23 protein-coding genes and 1 pseudogene are annotated in these 22,634 nt (G+C 61.0%); 8 read left to right on the top strand and 16 right to left on the bottom strand.

The window, feature by feature from the left end:
• Nucleotides 1-15: 15 nt before the first annotated feature.
• The 4 genes from NKH43_RS12700 to NKH43_RS12685 all read left to right on the top strand — a co-directional run bounded on the left by NKH43_RS12700 (nucleotide 16) and on the right by NKH43_RS12685 (nucleotide 2,169).
• Nucleotides 16-507, top strand: coding sequence for a copper chaperone PCu(A)C (locus NKH43_RS12700; protein WP_352858461.1), 492 nt, complete (start codon nucleotides 16-18; stop codon nucleotides 505-507).
• 5 nt (nucleotides 508-512) lie between these two features.
• Nucleotides 513-1,115 (top strand): SCO family protein, encoded by a 603-nt coding sequence (locus tag NKH43_RS12695; RefSeq protein WP_352858606.1) that lies wholly within the window; start codon nucleotides 513-515, stop codon nucleotides 1,113-1,115.
• Nucleotides 1,108-1,572 (top strand): NAD(P)-binding domain-containing protein, encoded by a 465-nt coding sequence (locus NKH43_RS12690; protein ID WP_352858458.1) that lies wholly within the window; start codon nucleotides 1,108-1,110, stop codon nucleotides 1,570-1,572. The genes NKH43_RS12695 and NKH43_RS12690 overlap by 8 nt, the downstream gene beginning before the upstream one ends.
• Nucleotides 1,573-1,686: 114 nt before the next feature.
• The gene (locus NKH43_RS12685; protein ID WP_352858455.1) at nucleotides 1,687-2,169 is read left to right on the top strand and encodes an NAD(P)/FAD-dependent oxidoreductase; all 483 of its coding nucleotides are present in this window, start codon (nucleotides 1,687-1,689) and stop codon (nucleotides 2,167-2,169) included.
• A gap of 3 nt (nucleotides 2,170-2,172) precedes the next feature.
• On the opposite strand, the gene NKH43_RS12680 is transcribed toward NKH43_RS12685, so the two are convergent.
• The 4 genes and pseudogenes from NKH43_RS12680 to NKH43_RS12665 all read right to left on the bottom strand — a co-directional run.
• On the bottom strand, nucleotides 2,173-2,829 hold the full coding sequence (locus tag NKH43_RS12680) for a DsbA family protein (RefSeq protein ID WP_352858452.1): 657 nt from the start codon (nucleotides 2,827-2,829) through the stop codon (nucleotides 2,173-2,175).
• Nucleotides 2,826-3,257 carry a disulfide bond formation protein B gene (locus tag NKH43_RS12675; protein ID WP_352858449.1) on the bottom strand — a complete coding sequence of 144 codons (432 nt, stop codon included), beginning with the start codon at nucleotides 3,255-3,257 and terminating at the stop codon, nucleotides 2,826-2,828. Before NKH43_RS12675 ends, NKH43_RS12680 begins: the two co-directional genes overlap by 4 nt.
• Entirely contained in the window at nucleotides 3,254-3,994 is a 741-nt protein-coding gene (locus tag NKH43_RS12670; protein ID WP_352858446.1) for a cytochrome c biogenesis CcdA family protein, read from the bottom strand. The genes NKH43_RS12675 and NKH43_RS12670 overlap by 4 nt, the downstream gene beginning before the upstream one ends.
• A gap of 517 nt (nucleotides 3,995-4,511) precedes the next feature.
• Nucleotides 4,512-4,700: pseudogene (locus NKH43_RS12665) on the bottom strand (tetratricopeptide repeat protein); the annotation flags it as partial.
• Nucleotides 4,701-4,908: 208 nt separating this feature from the next.
• Between NKH43_RS12665 and mntR the strand changes: the two are divergent.
• The 3 genes from mntR to NKH43_RS12650 all read left to right on the top strand — a co-directional run bounded on the left by mntR (nucleotide 4,909) and on the right by NKH43_RS12650 (nucleotide 7,971).
• On the top strand, nucleotides 4,909-5,439 hold the full coding sequence (gene mntR / locus NKH43_RS12660; RefSeq protein WP_352858443.1) for a manganese-binding transcriptional regulator MntR: 531 nt from the start codon (nucleotides 4,909-4,911) through the stop codon (nucleotides 5,437-5,439).
• A 214-nt stretch (nucleotides 5,440-5,653) separates the two neighbouring features.
• Nucleotides 5,654-6,787 (top strand): multicopper oxidase domain-containing protein, encoded by a 1,134-nt coding sequence (locus NKH43_RS12655; RefSeq protein WP_352858440.1) that lies wholly within the window; start codon nucleotides 5,654-5,656, stop codon nucleotides 6,785-6,787.
• Entirely contained in the window at nucleotides 6,784-7,971 is a 1,188-nt protein-coding gene (locus NKH43_RS12650; RefSeq protein WP_352858437.1) for a ZIP family metal transporter, read from the top strand. The genes NKH43_RS12655 and NKH43_RS12650 overlap by 4 nt, the downstream gene beginning before the upstream one ends.
• On the opposite strand, the gene NKH43_RS35330 is transcribed toward NKH43_RS12650, so the two are convergent.
• The gene (locus tag NKH43_RS35330; protein WP_502906476.1) at nucleotides 7,854-8,225 is read right to left on the bottom strand and encodes a DUF411 domain-containing protein; all 372 of its coding nucleotides are present in this window, start codon (nucleotides 8,223-8,225) and stop codon (nucleotides 7,854-7,856) included. The two genes, NKH43_RS12650 and NKH43_RS35330, sit on opposite strands and share 118 nt — an antisense overlap.
• 785 nt (nucleotides 8,226-9,010) lie before the next feature.
• On the opposite strand from NKH43_RS35330, the gene NKH43_RS12640 reads away from it, so the two are divergent.
• Complete coding sequence (locus tag NKH43_RS12640; protein ID WP_352858434.1) at nucleotides 9,011-10,492, top strand: aminotransferase-like domain-containing protein; 1,482 nt, start codon at nucleotides 9,011-9,013, stop codon at nucleotides 10,490-10,492.
• 62 nt (nucleotides 10,493-10,554) lie between these two features.
• On the opposite strand, the gene NKH43_RS12635 is transcribed toward NKH43_RS12640, so the two are convergent.
• The 11 genes from NKH43_RS12635 to NKH43_RS12585 all read right to left on the bottom strand — a co-directional run.
• Entirely contained in the window at nucleotides 10,555-12,264 is a 1,710-nt protein-coding gene (locus NKH43_RS12635) for an IlvD/Edd family dehydratase (RefSeq protein ID WP_352858431.1), read from the bottom strand.
• Between the two features lie 45 nt (nucleotides 12,265-12,309).
• Nucleotides 12,310-12,942 (bottom strand): class II aldolase/adducin family protein, encoded by a 633-nt coding sequence (locus NKH43_RS12630; RefSeq protein WP_352858428.1) that lies wholly within the window; start codon nucleotides 12,940-12,942, stop codon nucleotides 12,310-12,312.
• Nucleotides 12,943-13,024: 82 nt separating this feature from the next.
• Nucleotides 13,025-14,542 carry an amidohydrolase family protein gene (locus NKH43_RS12625; RefSeq protein WP_352858425.1) on the bottom strand — a complete coding sequence of 506 codons (1,518 nt, stop codon included), beginning with the start codon at nucleotides 14,540-14,542 and terminating at the stop codon, nucleotides 13,025-13,027.
• Nucleotides 14,543-15,580, bottom strand: coding sequence for a s-methyl-5-thioribose-1-phosphate isomerase (locus tag NKH43_RS12620; protein ID WP_352858422.1), 1,038 nt, complete (start codon nucleotides 15,578-15,580; stop codon nucleotides 14,543-14,545).
• Nucleotides 15,581-15,645: 65 nt separating this feature from the next.
• Nucleotides 15,646-16,476, bottom strand: a complete 831-nt coding sequence (locus tag NKH43_RS12615) for a nucleoside phosphorylase (RefSeq protein ID WP_352816171.1) — start codon at nucleotides 16,474-16,476, stop codon at nucleotides 15,646-15,648.
• A 31-nt stretch (nucleotides 16,477-16,507) separates the two neighbouring features.
• Complete coding sequence (locus tag NKH43_RS12610) at nucleotides 16,508-17,257, bottom strand: ABC transporter permease (RefSeq protein ID WP_352858419.1); 750 nt, start codon at nucleotides 17,255-17,257, stop codon at nucleotides 16,508-16,510.
• Complete coding sequence (locus NKH43_RS12605) at nucleotides 17,254-18,036, bottom strand: ABC transporter ATP-binding protein (protein ID WP_352816174.1); 783 nt, start codon at nucleotides 18,034-18,036, stop codon at nucleotides 17,254-17,256. The genes NKH43_RS12610 and NKH43_RS12605 overlap by 4 nt, the downstream gene beginning before the upstream one ends.
• Before the next feature lie 5 nt (nucleotides 18,037-18,041).
• On the bottom strand, nucleotides 18,042-19,112 hold the full coding sequence (locus NKH43_RS12600) for an ABC transporter substrate-binding protein (protein WP_352858416.1): 1,071 nt from the start codon (nucleotides 19,110-19,112) through the stop codon (nucleotides 18,042-18,044).
• Nucleotides 19,113-20,561: 1,449 nt separating this feature from the next.
• Nucleotides 20,562-21,026, bottom strand: a complete 465-nt coding sequence (locus NKH43_RS12595) for an NUDIX domain-containing protein (protein ID WP_352858604.1) — start codon at nucleotides 21,024-21,026, stop codon at nucleotides 20,562-20,564.
• An 18-nt stretch (nucleotides 21,027-21,044) separates the two neighbouring features.
• Nucleotides 21,045-21,890 carry an S-formylglutathione hydrolase gene (gene fghA, locus NKH43_RS12590; RefSeq protein ID WP_352858414.1) on the bottom strand — a complete coding sequence of 282 codons (846 nt, stop codon included), beginning with the start codon at nucleotides 21,888-21,890 and terminating at the stop codon, nucleotides 21,045-21,047.
• 189 nt (nucleotides 21,891-22,079) lie between these two features.
• On the bottom strand, nucleotides 22,080-22,634 hold a 555-nt coding region (locus NKH43_RS12585; protein ID WP_352858411.1), incomplete at its 5' end, for a zinc-binding dehydrogenase.

Below are 22,634 nucleotides of genomic sequence, written 5' to 3'. Positions count from 1 at the left end.
CGGAAGGAAACGGCCTTGCTTACCAGAACCGCTGCGGCGCTCGCCGCTTTCATTGCATTTGTCGGCCCGGCCTACGCGCATGACTTCATGGTCGGCACAATCAAAATCGATCACCCCTGGTCGCGGCCAACGCCGCCGTCCGCACCCGTGGCCAGCGGCTATATAAAATTGAAGAATGCCGGCACGGAGACCGACCGTCTCGTTCGGGTGACGTCGCCCATCGCCGAGCGCGCCGAGATCCATCGATCGCTCATCGAGAACGGCGTTGCCAGCATGCGTCCCGTCGAGGGAGGCTTGCCGGTCGAACCAGGCGCGACCGTCGATTTCGAGCTCGAGAAGCTGCACATCATGTTCATCGCACCGGACCGTCAGCTGAAGGACGGCGAAAAGTTCCCGGCCATGCTCGTCTTCGAAAACGCCGGAGCGATCGAGGTCGATTTCGTTGTCCAGCGGAAAGCGGGCGAGGCCGCGACTGAGGATCATTCCGGACACGGGGATTCCAATTGAGCGGCGTGAAGATATTCAGGATCGCCACCTGGACCGCGCTCGCCGTGCTGGCGGGCATGCTGATCGGATTCAGCAGCTTGTTGCCAGGCCCCGGTTCTGCGCCGGAGACCACTGCGACGAGAACCGCTCGCGTCGGCGGTCCCTTCAGCCTTACCTCGCACAAGGGTGAGTCGGTCGACAATGCGAAGCTGGCGGGCAAACCCTACCTGGTTTTCTTCGGCTTCACCCACTGCCCGGACATCTGCCCCACGACGCTCTATGAGCTCACGGACCTGTTGGCGGAACTCGGTCCGGCGGCCGACCGCTTCACGCCTCTGTTCATCACTGTCGATCCGGAACGCGATACCCAGGCAGTGCTTGCCGAATATATGACCGCTTTCGACGAACGTATCATCGCCCTTCGCGGCGACCAGGCAGAAACTGACGCCACGGCGAAGGCGTTCGCCGCCTATTACCGAAAGGTGCCGACAGAGGGTGGCGGCTACACGATGGATCACACAGCTGGCGTGATTCTCATGGACGCCGATGGGCGTTTTGCGGGCACGCTCGACATGCATGAGCCGCGCGGCACGATGCTGGCGAAGCTGAAGAGGCTTGCCGGTGCCTGACGGCCGGCTCGACGTTCTTGTGATCGGCGCAGGCCAGGTGGGTCTCGCAACCGGCTATCACCTAAAACGCAAGAGTCTGGATTTCTACATCATCGAGCAGTCGACACGGATCGGTGACGCTTGGCGCAAACGATATGACTCCTTGACGCTGTTTACGCCCCGCGCGCTCAGCGCGCTTCCCGGCTTGCAACTCGCGGGCGATGCCGATGGTTATCCGTCGCGCGACGAGTTTGCCGACTACCTGCAAGACTATGCCGCTCGATGGCGCCTTCCGGTCGCCACCGGCGTGCGCGTGGTCGAGTTGGCCAGGGACGGCGGTGACTTTCTTGCGATGCTGTCGGACGGCAGCACGGCACGATCCCGTTCGGTTGTCGTGGCGACCGGCGGCTTCCAGAAGCCCGCGCGCCCTGCGATCGCAGCCGGCTTCAATGCGTCGGTCGTCCAGTTCGATCCCTAGAGCTATCGGAATGCGCGAAGCATTCCGCTTGGCCCCATCCTTGTCATCGGCGATGTCGCGTCAGGGCGAGACATCGCCGCGGAACTCGCCGCAACCCACGAGACCTTTCTCGCGGTGGGCAAGCCGCGCCGGCCGTTCCCCGAACGCATACTCGGCCGAAGCGTCTGGTGGTGGCTCAAGAAGCTGGGCCTGATGCGGGCGCGATCCGGCAGCTTGCCGGGTCGCAGCATGCGCCGCGCCGATCCGTTTCCAGATCGCGGCCGAAGCCTGCCCGCGCTTCGAGCGGCGGGTGTCCGCATCGTACCTCGACTGGTTGCGGCGGAAGGACGAACTGCGGCGCTCGCCGACGGAACCCGCATCGGGGTCGATGCGGTCGTCTGGGCGATCGGCTACCGCGACGACTTCGGCTGGCTTCGAGTTCCAGAGGCGAAGGATGCCGACAATAAGATCCTGCACGTGGACGGCGTCTCGCCGGCGCCGGGCCTATTCTTCGTCGGTCGCCCGTGGCAGCGCAATCGTGCCTCGGCCCTCGTCATGGGTGCCGGCGACGATGCAGCGGCTATAGTGCAGCGTATCTCCCCAGCAAGGTCGTCCTGACTGCTATTGGCTCGACGCCCCTGCCCGCGCGGCCGTCACTTCCGCCGCCACGAGATCGTTGAGCTGCTGCGGCCCAAAGGAGGGAAGCGGCTTGCCGTTGACGAAGAAAGTCGGCGTGCCCTGTAGATTGACCGCCTTCACGTCGGCCATGTCCTGCTCGAGCACGGCTTTGATCGCCGGCGATTTCGCATCCTCGCGCGCCTTCGCGACATCAAGCCCAGCTTCGCCCGCGAAGGTCCATGCCTTTTCCAAGTCGGGCGCGCCGTGAACCGCCCATTGCGGCTGTTCAAAGAACAGCTTCTCCAACACCGGCTCGAACTTGTCCTGCAGGCGCGCGGTTTCGAGGATACGAGCGGCTTCGTCCGAACCTTCGTGCAGCGACGCATAGCGGATCACAAGTTTCGTCTCCTTCGGAAAGGCGCCCATGATCTGCTTCACGATCGGATAGAACGCCCGGCACGCCTCGCAGGACGGATCGAGGAACTCGACGATCGTGACTGAGGCGTCGGCCGGGCCGATCACGGGCGAATGGGTGCGGACGAGATTGCTCTCCTCCTGCGGAGCGACCCCGCCCGTGTTCCTCGGATAGTAGGCCGCTGCGGCGGCAAACGCCGCGGCAGCGACGGCGACGGTGCCGATGACGAGTGCGCGGCGGTTCATGATGTGGATCTCCGTCTTGCGAGAAGCAGGCAGGCGATGATGGCTGTGAATGCGAGAAGCGACAGAGCCGGTAGCGGTAGACCGCCGAGGATGGTCATGTCGGCGCTCGAACAGGACGGGCCGACGCCGCAGGGCTCGATCGCCTCCGGAATGATCCCGGCATGGAGCAGCGTGTGGAACCCGGCGACCAGCCAGCCGGCGACCGCGAGCGGCACGGCGTAAATCCACACGGCCGCATCCGAGCGGAAAGCCGCGATCGCCAGGATGATCGCCAGGGGGAACATGAATGCCCGCTGGAACCAGCAGAGATTGCACGGGACCTGGCCCATCACCTCGCCGACAAAGAGCACGGCGAGGCTCGCCGCGAGCGAGACCGCGAAAGCCGCGAACAGCACTGGCCATGAGCGATCATCGGGCTTGTCGATCATCCTATGCTCCCGAAGACAGGGAACCGTTCGAGCAGCCAGAAGGCGAACCACGTCATCTGGCCGGTCGCCATCGCTACACCCATCAGGATCATGATGCCTCCCGCCGCAATCTGCAGCACTCGGCCTGCGCGGCGCATGCGCGGCAGGCTTCCCATCAGCGCCTTGGTGAAGATCGCCGCCAGAAGAAACGGAATACCGAGTCCAAGCGAGTAGAGCGAAAGCAGCACGATGCCGCCGGTCGCCGTTGCCGACACTGCGCTCACCGTCAGGATCGCGCCAAGGATCGGCCCGATGCAGGGCGTCCAGCCGAAGGCGAATGCAAGGCCCAGCAGATAAGCGCCCAGCGGTCCGCCGCCCGACATGCCGCCATGATAGCGGACGTCACGCTCCAGCCAGGGAAGCCGCACCAGTCCGGTCATGAACACGCCGAACAGGATGACCACCATTCCACCGACGAGGCCCGCTTCGTAACTGTAGGCGCGAAGCAGCCGGCTCAGCGCTGTGGCGCTGGCGCCGAGCGCCACGAACACCGTCGAGAAGCCGAGGATGAAGCAGAGGCTGAGCAGCGCCACGCCGAGCTTATCGACCGACGCGCTCCCCTCCCTTGCGCCGGTCGAATTGCCGGCGATGAAGGAGACATAGCCCGGGACAAGCGGCAGCACGCAGGGCGATAGGAACGAAACCGCCCCCGCCGCGACCGCCGTCACTATGCCGATGTTCGAAATATCGAAGTCCATGCGGCGAACAATGTGCACCCTGAACCCACTGCAGGGTCAACCCAAATCGGGTCGGAACGTCATCCGCCCCAGTAGTCGATCGCGCTTTCACTTTCGAGCAGACGAACGAGGCCCTTGTCTCGTCGAGCAAGGGCGTGCTAATTGCAAGGTTGTGGCCACGGAAGACCCGCGACAGCGCGTGATAGAGCGGCTCGTGGGCGATCATGCGTGCCGTGCCGTAGCCCAGCATCGAGGCCAGCATCAGCGCGATGACATTGTCCGCCAATGACGACCTTCGTCATCATCCTGGAGATGACCGGCAATCACGCTTCAGCATATCCGCCGTAGGGTCATAAGCTCGGATGGCCCTTAGTGAGTGGTCAGCTCTGACTCTCAGCAAACGGCTGTCTGATCCCAGTAGCCGACACCGGCCCATTACGGACAAAAAGCATCGTCAGCTAAGCCGAACACGTCGTGTACAGTTCGCGGGGGTGTTTGCAGGTCCACTTTTCGATCAGTGCCGAAAGACAGCGTCGCGCTACTCTGGCAGCCCAGCAGCCCGCAGCGCATCGCCAAGAGCTTCCGCGAGCGCTGGGGCGCAGTTCACGCCCCCAAACTGCCGGTTGTAGCGAAAGGTTGGATGAAGTTCGAGCACCCGTGCAGCGGCAGCTCTCGCTTCCTCCAGCCGTCCGAGTTTGGCAAGCGCAGCGGCCAACTGCACATAGGTGGCCATCGCCATCGCCCAGCAGCGACGGGACCATGCCCATGGTGAGCCACCTTGTCTACGGCAGTCCAGCCTAGCGAGGGTTACATGTCTACCGCGGCAAACTTGCTGCAACTGTCGACAAGAGTTCCACGAGGGCCCAAACAGAGACATAACCTATCCCTAGGCCTATAATATCTTCGTTACATTCCGAGACCTTATCGGAGAAGAAATGATCCCGACCCCCGAGCGACCAAACGAGGACAATCGTTCGGACATTGTCAGGGACGCCGACGCTCAGGTCGAGAGGTTTCGCCAGGTACGCAAAAATCGGCGAACCGAACTCATGCAGGACTATGTCGAATTGATCGCGGATCTGATCGATCTTGATGGCGAAGCGCGCCAGGTCGAGATCGCGAGAAGGCTGGGCGTCGCCCGACCTACCGTGGCTGGGATGCTCAAAAGGCTGGCCTGCAACGGGCTAATACAGCAGCGACGCTACCGAGGCGTGTTCTTGACAGACGAAGGCATTAAAATGGCGCGATTGAGCCGTGAACGTCACCAGGTTGTCGAAGCCTTCCTTTGCGCCCTTGGGATAAGTCCAAATATGGCGCGGGTTGACGCTGAAGGAATCGAACATCACGTCAGCGCTGAGACGCTCGATGCTTTTCGGGCTTTCATAGTTGGAGCGGCCGCGTGCCGGCGACCGCTCCAGATCGCACTTGCACCTAAGAGTGGAGGAAACGCATGCGACGGCAATTGATAACATCGACAGCTACACCACATCGAACACATCTGCGTGCAAACGCTTAGCGCGCATGCCGGCATCGTGAAGGATGCGCGGGCTTGAGCCGGCACCCTTCGTGGAATTGGAGCATGCCACAAAAGCCCAACGTTCCTGACAAACTAAGCCGTTGCTATATTTAACAGCTAACGCTATTCTTTGGCGAACGAATGGCCTTTGCAAGGAACCGAAGATGGTCGATGTCGGGATGTGGCTGCGCGACCGGATAAGCCGACGCTCCATTTTGACGGGAGGTCTTGCTGCTGCGGGCGGCACGGCGATCGCTGCCCGGAGCGCGCTCGGCCAGTCCGATCTATATGCCGGTCATGACATGGCGGCGATGGCCTCCACCGATGCAGCGCCTCAACACATGAATGCGCATGGCGCGATGGTTACCGTCGGGGAGGTGGACAACGCCGCCAACGGTTTTGACCCGGCCGCGATGCTAACGGACTGGGAGCGAGGGACCGTCTCGGTTCTGCCCGACGGGCGGACGCTGCGAACGTTCGAGATAACGGCCGAGGACAAGACGATCGAGATTGCGCCCGGCGTGACCTTCCCGGCGTGGACATATAACGGCCGCGTGCCTGGTCCGGCGCTACGCGCCAAGGAAGGCGAGCGCATTCGCGTCGTCTTCCAGAACGACGGCTCGCATCCGCACTCCATGCATTTCCACGGCATCCATGCCGCCCGCATGGATGGAATTCCGGGCGCCGGGCTGGTCGATCCGGGTGGCGCGTTCGTCTACGAATTCGATGCTAGGCCGTTTGGCTGCCATCTCCATCATTGTCATGCCTTGCCGCTGAAGAGGCACATCCACAAAGGCATGTACGGTGCCTTTGTAATAGATCCGGACCCGGATCGCCATCCCGACCATGCGGAGGTCGCCAGGTCACGGCTTCTCGACACGCCCGAGAATGCTGGCTGGCAGGAGCTGGTGATGGTCATGAACGGGTTCGACACCAATTTCGACGAAGAGAACGAATTCTACGCCGCCAACACCATCGCCCATGCCTATGCGAAGACGCCGATCCGCATCGTGCGAGGCAAGCCGGTGCGCATCTATCTGGTCAATGTGCTGGAATTCGATCTCATCAACTCATTTCATCTGCACGGAAATTTCTTCGACTATTTCGATCAGGGCACGACGCTAACGCCGACCTTGAAAACGGTCGATCTCATCATGCAGTGCCAGGGCCAGCGCGGCATCCTGGAATTCACCTACGCCGAGCACGAACCGGGCCTTTACATGTTCCACGCGCATCAAAGCGAGTTCACCGAGCTCGGCTGGATGGGCATGTTCGACGTCATCGAGGCGCTGGCATGAGCAAGATCGTTGCGGCCGGTTCGCCGGCAAGGTCGCGCACCCATTGGCTATGGATCGGCCTGCCTCTTGCAGCGCTCGCCATTGCGGTGGCTTGGATCATCGCCGTCAATCCGATGCAAGGATTTTCAAATGGCGCGCCGCCTGTCGAGAAGCTGACGTTCGAGCGCACCGTGATCGACACGTCCGGCCTGCATCTGCTTGTGCGTGCCGGGGGCTCAGAGCCCATGAAGATCGCCCAGGTCCAGGTTGACGGCGCCTACTGGCAATTCACCCAGGACCCGCCGGGTGACATCATGCGCGCTTCCACGGCCTGGATCAACCTGCCCTTCCCGTGGATCCTGGGCGAAACGCACAGAGTCAATATCGTCACCAATAACGGCGTCACCTTCGAACACGAGATCGCGGTTGCCGTTCCAACGCCGACCGTCACTGCCGGACAGCTCAAGCTGCAGGGGTTGGTCGGCGTCATCGTCGGCATGCTGCCCGTCGCAATTGGCCTCTTGTTCTACCCGGCGCTGCGCGGTGTCGGGCGAAGCGGCATGAACTTCCTGCTGGCGCTCACCATCGGACTTCTCGCCTTTCTGCTGGTCGATACGATCGAAGAATCCTTCGACCTTGTCGGAACAGCAGCCGCTGTATTCCAGGGACCGGTCATGGTGGTGCTGGCGGGTCTGGCCAGCTTTCTTGTTCTGATGGCGATCGGCCGGCGGCGCGGCACGCCGACAGGGCTGGCGTTGGCCACCTATATCGCGCTCGGCATCGGCCTTCACAATCTTGGCGAAGGTCTTGCCATCGGCGCCGCCTTCGCCGCCGGCTCGGCAAGCCTCGGGACTTTCCTGGTGCTCGGCTTCACCTTGCACAACGTCACCGAAGGCATTGGCATTGCCGCGCCGATCTTGAAGGAGCGGCCGCCGCTGTGGACGTTCGTCGGCCTGACCTTGCTCGCCGGCGGGCCAGCCGTTCTCGGCATGTGGCTCGGCAGCCTCGCCTATGCGCCGCAATGGTCGGCGCTTGCGCTCGCCATCGGCGCCGGCGCGATCCTGCAGGTCATCGTCGAGGTCGGCGCCTATCTGATGCGCAGCAACCAGAAGGGCCTCGATGCCTTCTTCACGCCGCCGGTCATGGGCGGCCTGGCGGCTGGTGTCGCCTTCATGTACGCGACGGCCGCTCTGGTGAAGGTCTGACCGCAGCGTAGGCGCTGCGCGGCGCAAACGGAGCGCCAATCGCATGACATCACCGCAATGCCTACATGAATGAAATTCAGGATAGCTGGCGTAAACGGACGTCGTGCCATTACGCAGAAGCAGTAGCACATCATAGGGTCTGCATTCGGGCCAGCTTCGCCCATGCCCGGCGAGCCGTAAGGCATATTGGGCACGACCAGGCCGATCGCGTCCGGCGTTTCCTTCAGGAGACGGCTGACTTCATGTGCTGGCACGTGGCCCTCAATGATGTAGCCGTCGACCAGACCGGTATGACAGGAGGTAAGCCCGTCACGGAGGCCGGCTTGCAATTTGCATAAGCAAGATCACCGGGCGCTCGGAAAGGCGTTCATCTCCAGGACTTCGCTTCCTACCTCCAGCGGCGCGAAATCGCACTGTCTGAAGTACGCGCCTTCCAAAGTAGCCAGCGCTCCCGTGGCTTCGTTGCGCTTGGAGTTCCGCAATCCCTAGATGACCGACAGGATGCTACCCCATCCGAGTACAACGACAGTACAACTTAGGGGAATTGATTCCGCTAAGTTTTTGAATATACGCTGCTTTTCGCTACGTCCGTCCAATCCATCATCGGCGCAATGGCAAAATTCATATATTTTTCAATCATTTATATACAGTTTTTAAACCACACCGAGATTGGACAGACTGACATTGCCGGCCTCTATGATATGTGCCCCATTTCATTCTATTTTTTAAAGCGTAACCATTCAATGTCACTCAACACCCCTTTTCTGCCCATGGCACAATACTAGGCGCGCCTTAAAGAGTGTCGGTGCCCGCCGCGATTCGAAACCTGGCGTCCGCCTCTGGAGGGCGACGCTCGAAATCGTTGCAATCGGTCACACGAAGGCGCGGTGTCACGTTCGCTATGGCCCGCATGGTCCGACTAATCCAATCACGCGCGACTCCACTTCAATCCTGAACAGATAGACCGGCACTCCCGTTTCGTCTAAGAACCAAGTTTTATTGAATACGGAACCAGTGTCGGAAATCAGCGAGGCCGCACTTGGGCATCAACAGCGTGCGAAAAAGCGACCCGACGCTTGTGTGGGAACATCTCCTCACGCAACCAAGGCGATCAAAGGGTTCGCTGGCTATGCAACTTGTCGCGTCGTTTATCGACGCGATAGATAGCAAACAGATTCCGGAGGGGGTTCGCGTTCCCTCAAGCCGCGCAATCGCAGAGCATCTTGGCGTCGGTCGCAATACGGCAATTTCCGCCATCACTACCCTCATCGAGCAAGGTTACCTCATTTCGAAGGATCGCTCCGGCGTATTCGTCGCCCCGACGATCACGCTGAAGTCGGCCCCAGTGCCGGCAGGGGCTGGGTCGGATGCGTTCGACTGGAATGCGCGGCTCGGCCTTTGCCGTCCCGATCCGAACGGTGGTTCGGAGGAAGCTCCGAAAACCCTGGTCACCCATAATTTCAAGTATGGCCAGTTCGATCTCAGCACGTTTCCGACATTTCACTGGCGTCAGTGCGAGCGCAGCGCATCGGGCCTGTCAGAAATAGCGCAGTGGGGCCGGGACATGTTCGATCGCGACGATGCCGAACTCGTCGAAAGCCTGCGAAGGCACGTCCTGCCCAACCACGGCATATGGGCTGAACCGGAAGATATATTGGTAACGTTGGGAGGACAGGAAGGACGCTATCTCGTCGCGCAGCTCCTGAGCAAACCGGGTGTCACAATCGGCGTTGAAAACCCAGGACTGCCGGACGTCAGCGAGATGGTGTCGGCAACCTCAGCGGGCCGCGTGTGTCTGCCGGTCGATGAGGAAGGGGTGTGTCTCTCGCCAGAACTGAAGCAATGTGATGTGGCTTTCATGATGCCCGGGCATCAGTGCCCGACCACAGCGGTCATGTCATTGGAACGCCGGGAAAAAGTAATCAATCTGGCGAAACGACGGGACATGATCATCGTAGAGGATACCTACGAGACCGAACTCCTCAGCTACGGCAAGATGACACCCTCGCTCAAAAGTCTCGATAGAGAGGGGCGGGTTATTCACATTGGCAGCCTCTCGAAAGCAGTCGCTCCCGGTCTTCGCCTTGGCTTCGTCGTCGCCGCGCCGGTCGTGATCAGGGAGCTTCGGTCGATTCGTCGGCTTGTTCATCGCCATCCGCCCGGAAACATTCAGAGAGCGCTCGCGATGTTCATCGACCGTGGCTACTACCATTCTTATATTCGGCGCGTGTCGCAAACGCTGGCAAGCCGAACGAGTATCTTTTTCGCGTCGGTGAAGCGCCACCTTCCTTATGTGTCCCTGCGACATCATGAGGGGGCGGCGTCTTTCTGGGCCGAGTTCCCATCCTCGGTAGACGCCGGAGAACTTTGCCGGGAGATGGCGGCGCGTGGAATTCTGATCGAGTCCGGCGCGCGGTTCTTTCTGGATGGGCCAAGGAACAACTATCTGCGAATGGCAGTGTCGCAAGTCCCGGAGAACAAGATCGATTCCGGGATCGCCAAGATAGCGCAAGCGATCTGACCGTCACGCATTCTGCAATAGGTGATGTGCCGGCGTGACCGACGAACGCCCCTGCCCTGCGTTCAGAATTTCGGCTTCGCTCGCAGGAAATTGAAATCACAACCGTCCTCGGCTTGAAGAACCTGCTCGAAATACAGTCTTGCATAACCTCGCCGTGCAGCCACGTGTGCTGGCGGGTTCCACTCGGCGCGGCGCTGCCGGAGCAGTTCGTCGTCGACGAGCAAGGCCAAGACCCCGCGCTCGACATCGAGTTCGATATTGTCGCCGTCCCGCACCAGCGCCAGAGGGCCTCCCACCGCCGCTTCCGGCGAGACGTGCAGGACGATGGCGCCGAACGCGGTGCCGCTCATGCGCGCGTCCGAAATCCGCACCATGTCCTTCACGCCGCACGAGGCCAGTTTGCGCGGAATGGGAATGTAGCCGGCTTCCGGCATGCCGGGAGCGCCCTTTGGGCCGGCGTTCTGCAACACGAGAACATCGTCCGCCTTGACGTCGAGATCGGCAGAATCGATTCGGGCGGCCATGTCCTCGAGCGAGGTGAAAACCACGGCCCGGCCCGAATGTTTCAGCAGGGCCGGGCTCGCGGCCGCCTGTTTTATAATCGCTCCGTTGGGTGCAAGGTTGCCGCGCAGGACACGTATGCCGCCCCCGTTGTGGATCGGATTGCTCATCGGACGCACGATGTCATTCGGCCAGCCTTGGGGTTGAGCGGCAAGGTTCTCACCGAGGCTTCGACCCGTGACCGTGAGGCACTCCTTGTCGATCAGAAGCTCGATTTCACGCAGGATCGCAGTCAGTCCCCCTGCCTTGAACAGATCCTCCATGTAGTGCTGGCCCGATGGCTTCAGGTCCACCAGAACGGGCGTTTCAACGCCAAGCCGATCCAGTTCGGCAAGGTCGAGATCGAAGCCAAGCCGTCCCGCGATAGCCGCCAGATGAATCACGCCATTCGTCGATCCGCCCACCGCCTGCAGCACGCGCAGGGCGTTCGTCATCGACCGTCGGGTCATGATCTGAGACGGCAGCAGCCGTTCGGACGCCAGCGCGACAGCGCGTTCGCCCGTGCTCTCTGCGTGGCGCAGCCGGTCCGCATGGACGGCGGGAATGGCAGCGCCGCCTGGCAGCATCATGCCGAGCGCCTCGGCGACAAGCGCCATCGTGCTGGCGGTGCCCATGACCATGCATGTGCCGGGGCCGGGAGCCAGCTTGTCGCCGATCTCCTCGATTTCGCTCGCATCGATCACGCCGGCGCGGTGCTGGCCCCAGAAGCGCCGGCAGTCTGTGCAGGCGCCAAGCCGCTCGCCCTTGTGGCTGGCGGTGATCATCGGGCCAGTGACGGTCAGGATGGCTGGCACATCGGCGCTTGCCGCGCCCATGAGGAGTGCGGGAACGGTCTTGTCGCAACCGCCGATCAACACGACGGCGTCCATCGGCTGCGCGCGGATCATTTCCTCCGCGTCCATCGCCATCAGATTGCGCAGGAACATGCTGGTCGGATGCGAAAACGCCTCATGCATCGACACGATCGGAAACTCGATCGGCAGACCGCCAGCCAGCATGACGCCGCGCTTGATCGCCTCGATCATGTCCGGCACCGAGCGGTGGCAGGCGTTGTAGCCGGAAAACGTGTTGGTGATCCCGATGATCGGACGCTCGAGCGCGCTGTCGGAATAGCCCATCGCCTTGATGAACGCCTTGCGCAGAAAGAGAGAGAACCCCGCGTCGCCGTAGTGAGCCAGCCCGCGCTTCATGCCGATCGGCTTCTCAGCCATGAGACTGCATTCCTCCAACTGGATTAATCGGGCGGCGCGCCCTCGTCATCCATAGCTCTTGTACCGTTCGATCGCGATGTCGAGTTCGCTTTGGCCCAGCATCACCACGTTGCCCGCCTGCCGGGTCTGGATGAACTGGCGGCAAAGAATTTCCAGGCGCAGCGCGGCGTTGAACGCTTTCCGAAGCGATGTGCCGTGGCTGATCATGCCATGGTTACCGAGCAGACATGCGGTCCTGCGTTCCAGGGCCTCCACGGCCGCCTCGCCCAGTTGCGGCGACCCGTAGGTGACATAGGGTGTGCACCGCACATCGTTGCCGCCAAAAGCGGCGATCATGTAGTGGAACGGCGGAAGCGCCTGCCCGGTGCACGCCATTGCAACGCAATGGTCCGAATGGGTGTGCACCACCGCGTCCGCCTCCGGATAGGCTTTGTAGATCGCGGCATGCATCGACCATTCGCTGGAAGGGCGCATGCCGGCCGCGCAATGTCCATCAAAGCCCGAAAGCACAAACGCCTCCGGCGTGATCGAGGCTGCCGAGGCTCCGGTCGGCGAGATGACCATAGAATCATGATACCTGACGCTAATATTGCCCGCTGCCAGAAAGATAAGTCCGACGCTATCCATCTCGCGATAGACCCGGGCGAGTTCTTCGCGCTTCGCAGCTTCAGTGGACATTTTCGGCTCCTGCTCGTTGTTGGCGTCTGGCGACCTCTCGGACGTCGCCATGCCGCTGGAATGAATTCGCGATCAGGATGGGCTAGGACGAGCCACATCGATAAGCGTCGGTCCCCGATCCTCGACCGCATGCCGGACATCGATGGTCGGGGAATGCCCCTCGTTGCCATGCGGCGTACGGGGCATGCAGGCTCGCAATCTCGTCGCGGCGCTCTGCCGCAGCTGAGCGCAGGTCCTCGGCCAGCCGCCTTGCGTCAGCGAGCACCGAACTCTCATTGAGAGTCGTGATCTTCCCGTTGCGCAGCAACCAGCGGCCGTCGACCATGAGTGAATGGACGTTGCGTGGGTCGGCGTGGACGACAATGGAGTTCAGGCTCTTCGACGAGGCCGCCATTCCGGCGGCCTCCAGATCGAGCACCAGAATGTCGGCAGCGGAATTCGCAGTAAGCAGACCTGCGGGTTGCGAGCCGCCAAGCGCCCGCGCCCCGGCTGTGGTGGCGGCATTGAAGACGTCGACCGGGGCAAGCCATTGGTCGAAATCCGTGCCCGGATCGCGTGACGAGATCAGCATATGGCGCATGACCTCGAAGAGGTCGTGCCTGCCGCCGGTGTTGGAGCAGTCCGTGCCAAGTGCCAGGTTCAGACCTGCATCAAGATCCTCCAGGACACGCTTCCGTCCGGAGCCGAGCATGCCGTTGCTGAGCGGGTTGTATGAAACCGTCACACCAGCCGAAGCGAGGAGTTCGCGCTCGCCAGGTTCGAGCCAGATGGCGTGCCCGACCGACAGCCTGCTGTGGAGCAGTCCGGCATCCGCCAACGCCCGGATCAAACCCTGCGGCCAACGCTTCCGCGCGGCCTGCGCCTGGGGGAAGGTTTCCAGCAGATGCGTATGGCTACCCAGCCCAAGTCTGTCCTGAAGGTCCCGCCACAAGGTCCAGAGCGCCGGCGAGCAGCGCTGCGGCGAGTTCGGGCCCGCAAGCAGCGTCACGCGTCCGTCACCCTTGAGCCGTATTTCGGCGTCGAGCCCTACATAGGCGGCCCAGATGTCTTCGAGCCGCTTCGGCGCCAGCGGCGCGATCTTCTCGACAACTTTCCGGTCGAACGGTATGTCGAGAATATCTTCATCCCACATATCGGCGAAGAATGGCGCGAACCCGATGCTTAGGCCGGACTCGATATGCGCCGACAGGGCCGATTCCGCCCGGTGCGTTTGCGGAAAGTGGTCGATGTAGCCGCCGATGCCGTTGCGGATCATCTCGACATTGGTCAGTTGAGCCGCGACGCGCACCGCTTCGTCGGTGAATTCCCGGCCATAGTTGATCGCGTAGTAGGACCACAGTTCCAGCGGCAGCGAGTTCTCGGTGCCTCTGAGGAGCGTCGAGTTCGAATGCACATGGCAATTGAAAAACGGCGGCATGAGCACCATGCCGGACACGTCAATAACCTCGTCGGCACCGATCGCGGCTGCTTCCGCTTCCGCCGGCGACAGGACAGAGATGATCCGGCGTCCGCGGATCAGAATACCGCCTTCCGCCAGGCCCGCATGACCACCGGGCCATACATGCCCTCCCTTTAGGCAAATTGTTCGATCGCCAGCCATTCAGGCCGCCGCCGGTTCTGCAAAACGGTCGCGGATCATGGTCGGGGCGAAAACGCCCGCGGCAGTCGCGATTGCCGAAACCAGCCTGGGCGGGGTCACGTCGAATGCCGGATACCAGCCCCTGGCCAGCGGCGTCGCCGTGCGCATGCCCAGGCAGTGCAGGACCTCTTCCCCGTCGCGTTCCTCCATTCGAACGTCGTTCGGCGTGGACGCCTTGGCGTCCGGGAACCGAACCATCGCCACGAAAGGGATGTCAAAATTGTTGGCGGCGATCGCGAGCTGGAGCGTGCCGACCTTGTTGATCACATGGCCCGAAAGGGTGACGCGATCGGCGGCAGTCATCAACTTGTTGACCATACCGCGGTCCATCGCATGGGCGGCCATGCTGTCGGTTATCACCGTTGCCTCGATGCCCATTTCCGCCACGCTGTGGGCGGTCAGCCGCGATCCCTGCAAGTAGGGACGGGTCTCGGTGCAGATCACCTTGATCCGCTTGCCGGCGCGAACGGCTGACGCCAGCGCGTCGATGATCCCCGATTCACCCCAGCAGTGCGTCAGGATCGTGTCTCCGTCCTCGATCAGTTTTGCGGCATTTTCGCCAAGGTTGCGGCTGTGTTCGTGCTGCCTCGCCCAAGCCTGCCGGGCCATCGCCTCGACGCGTTCGCCAAGCTTTTCCTCCCCGGCAACCGCGCGTGCTTCCGCCAGGAGAGACGTGATCACATTTCTGATGTTGTTGTTCGTGGGTCGCGTCCTCAGCAAACGTTCGGCAGCGCGCGAGAGCAGTTCCAAACGCTCGTTCACCGTGAGGAGCACTTCCGCCCGCCGGGCCGCAAGCACGAAGCCGGCGCTCGCGGCAAAGAACGGTCCGCTGCTTTGGGTGACCATCTGCTCGATCGCGACGGCGACGTCTTCGAAGTCGCGGCAATCGACATATTCCGTCTTCAACGGAAAGATGCGTCGGTCGAGGATGCGCACCATTTCCTCCTCAAGCAGAATGCTTTTAGCAATAAGCGTCGGCATAGTGACTGGATCAACCATCACCATCTCCCATCCATCGTTGTTTTAGGCATATTCCCGGCGGATCCGCCGAGTGGATTACCGCACTAGATGTCGCGTGACGTTATGTTCACACGTTCGGCCTCTCGCGACCTGCCGTCCCACTCCGTCAACCGCTTGACAGCATCCGCCGCGACCTGGCAGGCCCGCGCCACTCCGCCGCTCTCACCCCAGACGCCCGTGATGCGGTTTGCGACGACGGAGCAGACGGAGCCCGCCCGGAAGCCGTACAGCCGCGACAATGTCAGCAGCGCCGCCGTCTCCATCTCGAAATTCAGAATGCCGGCTCGCTTCATCTCTTCGAGAATGCGCTCCCCTTCGAGCGACACGTAGCCATTGTATGCAGGACGGCCCTGTCCGGCGAAAAAGGAGCCGCTCGTGCAACCGGTTCCGACTCGATAAGGCTCGCCGTTGGCAACGGCCGCGTCGACGAGCGAGAAGGTGACTTCGAAGGAAGCTGCAGCCGGAAACTCGTTGCGCACGTAGAAATGCGACGTGCCGTCAAGCCGCACCGACGCATCATTGATGATCAGCGAGCCGGTCGCGATATCCTCCTTCAGCGTGCCGCAGGTGCCGACGCGGATGAACGTATCGACCCCCAGTTGTGCCAGGTCAGCGAAGATGGAGTCGAGCGACGGCGCGCCCACCATGGTCGAGACGGCGCCGATGCGCGCACCCTTGTAGGTGCCGGAGGCGGCCCGATACCCCCGCGGCAGGTCGATCACCCTCGCCTCGTCCCACTGCCCGGCCATCAGGTCCACCCGGTCCGGGTCGCCGGGTAACAGCACATAGCGCGGCAGATCGATCTCGCTGAGCGCGTTGATGCGCCGCCGGTCGCCGCTGTTGGCGGTTGCTGTCTTCACATTCTCGTCGGTCATTTTCCAATACCTTTCGGCGACATCTGTTGTTCTAGTTGGCGCGCCATCTGACGATGTAGCGCTCAAGCAATGTGACCAGGCCGAACATCGACAGGGCGAGAGCCGATGAAGCGGCGATCGAAGCGTAGAGAAGTTCGGTCCTGTAATCGAAAGTCGACTGGATGATGAGCATGCCGATGCCTCGTTCGGCGCCGACCCATTCACTGACAATTGCACCGATCACGCTGCTGGTTGCGGCGATCTTGAGCGCTGTGAAAACAAACGGCATCGACCGCGGCAGGCGAAGCCTCAGGAAGACTTCACGCCGAGTGGCTGACAGGATCTTCATGAGCTCCATTTCCGAATGCGACACGGACTCCAGCCCCCTCAGCGTGTTCACCAGTGTAGGGAACATGCAGATGATTGCTGCGATGGCGATCTTAGAAGTCATCGTCAGGCCGAAGATCAGGATCAGCACCGGTGACAGGGCGATGATCGGAATGGTGTTGAATAGGACGACAATCGGGAAATAGATGCTCCTGATCCGCTGGCTGTGAACGAACAAGGTCGCGAGCAGGAAGCCGATGCTGTTGCCGATGCAAAAGCCGCCGATGGCTTCAGCCGCCGTCGGCCGGAGATTGTCCCACAGCAGCCATCGATATTGCCAGATCGCCCTCCCGACGGTGAGAGGGTCCGGCGCTATGAACGGACGAACCCCAAAGCCGACGATGACGGCCTGCCACAACGCGATCAGCGACGCGAACCCGATCAGTGGCCAAAGCCACGCGAAACTGTTCCTCATGGCCGCTCTCCGTGGCCATGAGCCTGTTCCAGAACGGTCCGCAGGTCTGCGGTGATCTCGAAAAAAGCGGAGGATTTGCGATCGATCGAATTGTCTGGCTTCTTCGCGTCGAGCCTGATCTCCTTCACGATGCGCCCGGGGTGGGCGCCCATCACGACGATTGTCTGGCCGAGGAAAGCGGCCTCGGAGAGGCTGTGGGTGACAAAGACGATCGTTGTTCCCGTCTGATGCCATATCTTCAGCAGTTCGTCGTTCAAAGTGTCCCGGGTGATCTCGTCGAGCGCACCGAACGGCTCATCCATCAGCAGAATGTCCGGCTGCGTGACCAGGGCTCTGGCGATGGCGACACGTTGCTTCTGTCCGCCCGACAATTGCCAGGGATAAGCATCCTCGCGTCCCTTCAAGCCGACGAGTTCCAGCAATTGCAAGGGGTCGCGGCTTTCTCGATTGAGGCGCGGCCATCCGCCCACCTGCAACGGCAGCGCGACATTCTGCAGCGCGGTACGCCAGGGCAGCAGGGTCGCCTCCTGAAAGACGAAGGAGAAGCGCCGATGGCGACGGGATGCGCCCGGGCTTGAACCGAATACCTCGATGTCGCCCGAGCTGCTTTCCAGCAAATCGGCGATGTTGCGCAGCAGGGTCGACTTGCCACAACCGGACGGTCCGATAAGGACCATGAACCGCCCTGTCGCGATATCGAGCGAGATGTTCTCGAAGGCAACGACCGCTCCAAAGGACATGGAGAGGTCGGCGACCTTGATGGCAAGCTGGGAGCTCATAAAGATCAACCCAGCTTGGGACGGATGTCCGCCGTCATCTCGAGGATTTCCCACGTGACGCAGTCGTCGACGACGGGGACTTTGCCCGGGAACTTCCCGATCTCCTTGAATAGATCGATCTGGGTCGAGAGCTTTTCGCGCTCATGCCAACCCCAGCCTTTCTCCTTTGTCGTTTCGTCAAAGGCGAGCGACATGATCAGGTCGACGGTCTTGTACTCGATCTCCCGATCGAGCGCCGGATACGCGTCGCACAAGATGTCCACCGCGGCGCGGCGGTTCTCGAACGCCCAGCCCCAGCCTCTTGCGACAGCGCGCAGGAACTTTGCCAGGTTCTGCTTCTGCGGTTCAAACGCATCGGCAGCGGTGAAATACGCATTCGCGTAGTTCGGCACACCCGTCTTGGCCGGTAGCAGCGTCACGATGTCGGGCCCAAGAATCGACAGTGCCTTGGTGTTGGTAAGGAATCCCGTGACCGCGTCGACCTGACCGGCGACAAGCGGCGTCATGTCCGCGCCCATGGTCACGACGTTGACCTTGGAACGGTCGAGGCCGTTCTTGGCCATGATCAGATCGAGCAGGTAACGGCCGTTCGGATTGATCGCGACCGTCTTGCCGATGAAATCCTGCGGCGTTCTGATCGGCTTGCCCGGGAGAGAGACGTAGGCATAGGGCGAGTAGCGGAAGCCGCAGGCGAAAAGCATCAGCGGCCGACCGGCCTCGAAAGCCGTAAAGAACTGGGCGGTGGACGAAAGCTGGCCGAGCTGCGCCTGTCCGGCAAGAACCGGCGGGACGGTCTGGGCATTGGGCCCTCCCGGGCCGAAGGTAACCTCCAACCCCTCATCCTTGAAGAAGCCCTTCTGCTGCGCGACGATGTCGCCAAGCTGGCCGTTTCCAATCAGCCAGTCGTATTGAATCCTGAGCGGAGTGACGTCATCCGCATGGGCAGGGCCAAACGAAACCACCGCGCCCCCACCGGCAGTCAACGCCGCCGCCTTCAAGAAGGTGCGTCTGTCCAGTTTAAATGCTGCAAATGGCGCTTGATAATCTGTTGTCATTACCAGTTCCCCTTTTGGCAAGTTTTTTCGTTGCACATGCTGTTACGCGCCCGCTCGGCCTTCGATAAGAACCAGTTCTGAATCAGTTCGGAACCAGCTAGCAATCAGAGGCATTATACGAAGGCTGGAAGTCCCGGTCTCTGCACGGGCGCATCGCGAGTTGATCGGCCGTGGCGATGCCGGCCCGCCCCTCACAGGAACGACCCCACGCTTCCCTCTGGATGTCCGATTTCAATCCTACTGCGGTGGAGGGCCAGAGCACCGGTCGAAACCGCCTTCGCATAAGCGCGGCTACGCTGCAGATCAAACGAGCCGGCACGCCGCACTACGAAATCGTATGGTAGCAATATGGTTGCAATCCTATCGCGCCCAACACTCTTCCGCACGCGACGATCTTATTGGCAATATTGGAGTTTTTGGCGCACCTGACAGGATTCAAACCTGTGACCTCTGCCTTCGGAGGGCTCAAAGCCGGCGCATAAGCCACATCACCGGTCGCTCGGAAAGGCGTTCATCTCCAGGACCTCGCTTCATACCTCGATAAGCAGTGCGAAACCGCACTGTCTGAAGTACGCGCCTTCCAAAGTAGCTAACGCTCCCGTGGCTTCGTTGCGCCTGGAGATCACAATCCCTAGATGACCGACAGGATACTACCTCCCATCCGCCATTCGTGCCCCTTCCCCAAAATGCGCCCGGTTTTTGCCCAAGCGCTCCGGACGAGTACAACGACAGTACAACTTAGAGGAATTGATTCCAGCTAAGTTGTTGAATATAAGTTGATTTTCGCGACATCCGTCCAATCCATCAATGAGCGCAGTTGCACGTTAAGCCTGCGCCGACGCGACCGAGCCTCACGGCTTTGAGCTTTTGGTCAGCAGGCCATCCGATTTCTATCCGGCCATATCCGTTGTCACTACGCCCCTCCTCCGAGCCTTCCATTTCTCTTGCACAGACCTCAGTCATTGCGTAAGCGGTGTTTCCGGACCATCTTTCGGGAGTGGTCGCGATCTGTGAGGTTGCCGATCCTGTATTGGGATCGGAGATATGAAATAGTCTCCAACTATGTTGACGCATAATGATCCCGCTCCATATCCGTCGGGCATGCTGTGTCACGCCTTAGCCAAAATTCGTGTTGAATTGCGTGACTTGAGCATCTATGTCGCGCACGCGAAACTGGGGCGCGACGGTTGATAGAAAGCAAAAGTAGCCAGTTGTCCTCCGGGGGCGTTATGGCGGAAGAAATGCGCCCTTCCCTTCCCCCCAATGCGACGCCGATTTCACGCCTGCCTGCGATCGCGACGACTGAAAATGGGCCGAGAGGGGAATGTCAGCTTTGACATTGCGGCCAATCAAAGCGCATAGGATTTGCAGTGAGGAACTCAAGATAGCTCGAAACGGCATTCTATCCGTGGCCAACTTTGCCGCCTGAATAGCCTATGCGCTCAACGGCGATGGCCACACAATGTGTCGCTACTGATCACCGTCTTCAGTGGGAGATAAAGCGTCGGTTAGGATACAGTTCCGGCTTTCTAAGGCGTCCACGGTTGCCGCTGTGAGCGGCGTCGGAAGGGCCGATCGGCTGAACCAACCAAATTCGCACATTACCCTTGCGTCGATTATCTTCGGCTTTCCGGAGACAATCGTCGCAGAATAGACAACGGAAAACCTGCTCACATTGGTGACTTGATCTATTTCGTCTGAAACCGCCACTATACGATGTGGCCAGATCAATAGGCCAAGCGTTTGATGAAGTACCCTGACAATGGCCAGAACGGCCGGCTCCATCCGCCCGACTGGCCCACTTGGGAGGCCCCACCGAGCCGCATCGGCGCCCTTTCCCCGCCGGGTCAACAGGATACGATTCTGATTGTCTGTAACTAGCGCCACGCACCATAGCCGTGCCTGACATTCGCTGGCGCAGGATCCTGGTTGCATCATCCTGGCCTCTGGTCTTCATGAACACCGTTTGGCATGCCACCTCAGATGATCGTCCATGAAGGTCGAGATGAAATTGTAGGAATGGTCGTAGCCCTCGCGCATGCGCAATGTGAGCGAGATGCCCGCCTTCTTGCAGGCTTCTTCTAGCAACCACGGACAAAGACCATCTTGTAGGAAGTCGTCAGCACTGCCCTGGTCGACGAGGAACTCCCGGAAGCGCTTACCGTCCTCGATCAGAAGCGTCGCGTCATAGGCGCGCCAGTTTTTCTCGTCAGGTCCGAGATAGTTCTCGAAGGCCAGACGCGACCAGCCGGCCGTCGTGGGTTGCACGATCGGCGCGAATGCCGAACAGCTCTTGAACCGGTCGGGGTTCTTTAGCGCGATCGTCAGCGCGCCATGGCCGCCCATCGAATGGCCGAAGATCGACTGGCAAGACATATCGACCGGAAAATTGGCAGCGACAAGTGCCGGCAATTCGTGGACGACGTAGGAATACATCCGATAGTTCTTCGCATAGGGCTGCTCGGTCGCGTCGACATAGAAGCCAGCGCCGTAGCCGAACTGCCAATTGTCCTTCTCGTCGGGAACATCCGCGCCGCGCGGGCTGGTGTCGGGGCAAACGATGGCCAGACCGAGCTCGGCGGCCAGACGGCGATACTCGCCTTTGTCCATGACGTTGGCATGCGTGCAGGTCAATCCCGACAGGTACCACAGAACCGGCACTCGGCCGTCCTTGGCCTGGGGCGGCACGAAGACGGCGAAGGTCATGTCGCAGGCGCAGACCTCGGATACGTGGGAATAGACGCCCTGGATGCCGCCATATGACTTAGCAGTGGAGATGATTTTCAAAGACTGTGACATGTACGTCCTCTCCGGCACTGCAACACGGCAGCACGGCCGGTGTCCAAGGCATCGGGCATCCCATGCAACCCAGATTTGATCGACCGGCGACGCGAACATTCCGGAATGCCTAGTTGCGCCGCCGGTCTTACGCCAATGCTGAGGAGGCAGAGTATTTTGGGAACACAGGCCTTCAGCGTGGCGTATGGCTCAAACCGATCGGTAGACCACCACGCTGCGGATGCTCTCACCCTTATGCATGAGGTCGAAGCCCTTGTTGATGTCGTCGAGCTTCAGCGTGTGGGTGATCATCGGATCGATCTGGATCTTGCCGTCCATGTACCAGTCGACGATTTTTGGCACATCGGTGCGGCCGCGCGCACCACCGAAGGCGGTGCCCATCCAAGTGCGGCCGGTGACCAGCTGGAACGGCCGCGTCGAGATCTCCTGGCCAGCGCCGGCGACGCCGATGACGACCGACTTGCCCCAGCCACGATGCGAGGCTTCGAGCGCCTGGCGCATCACCTTGGTGCTGCCGGTGCAGTCGAATGTGTAGTCGGCGCCGCCGATCTGGTCGGCACCACGCTTGGTCATGTTGACGAGGTGGGGCACGACATCGCCGTCGATCTCCTTTGGATTGACGAAATGCGTCATGCCGAATTTCTCGCCCCAGGCCTTCCTGTCGTTGTTCAGGTCGACGCCGATGATCATGTCGGCGCCGGCAAGGCGCAGGCCCTGGATGACGTTGAGGCCGATGCCGCCAAG

This window comes from Mesorhizobium sp. M1163, assembly GCF_040318415.1.
Classification (GTDB): domain Bacteria; phylum Pseudomonadota; class Alphaproteobacteria; order Rhizobiales; family Rhizobiaceae; genus Mesorhizobium.
The sequence above is the reverse complement of the archived record's forward strand: the minus strand, read 5'-3'. Positions and strand labels throughout refer to the sequence as shown.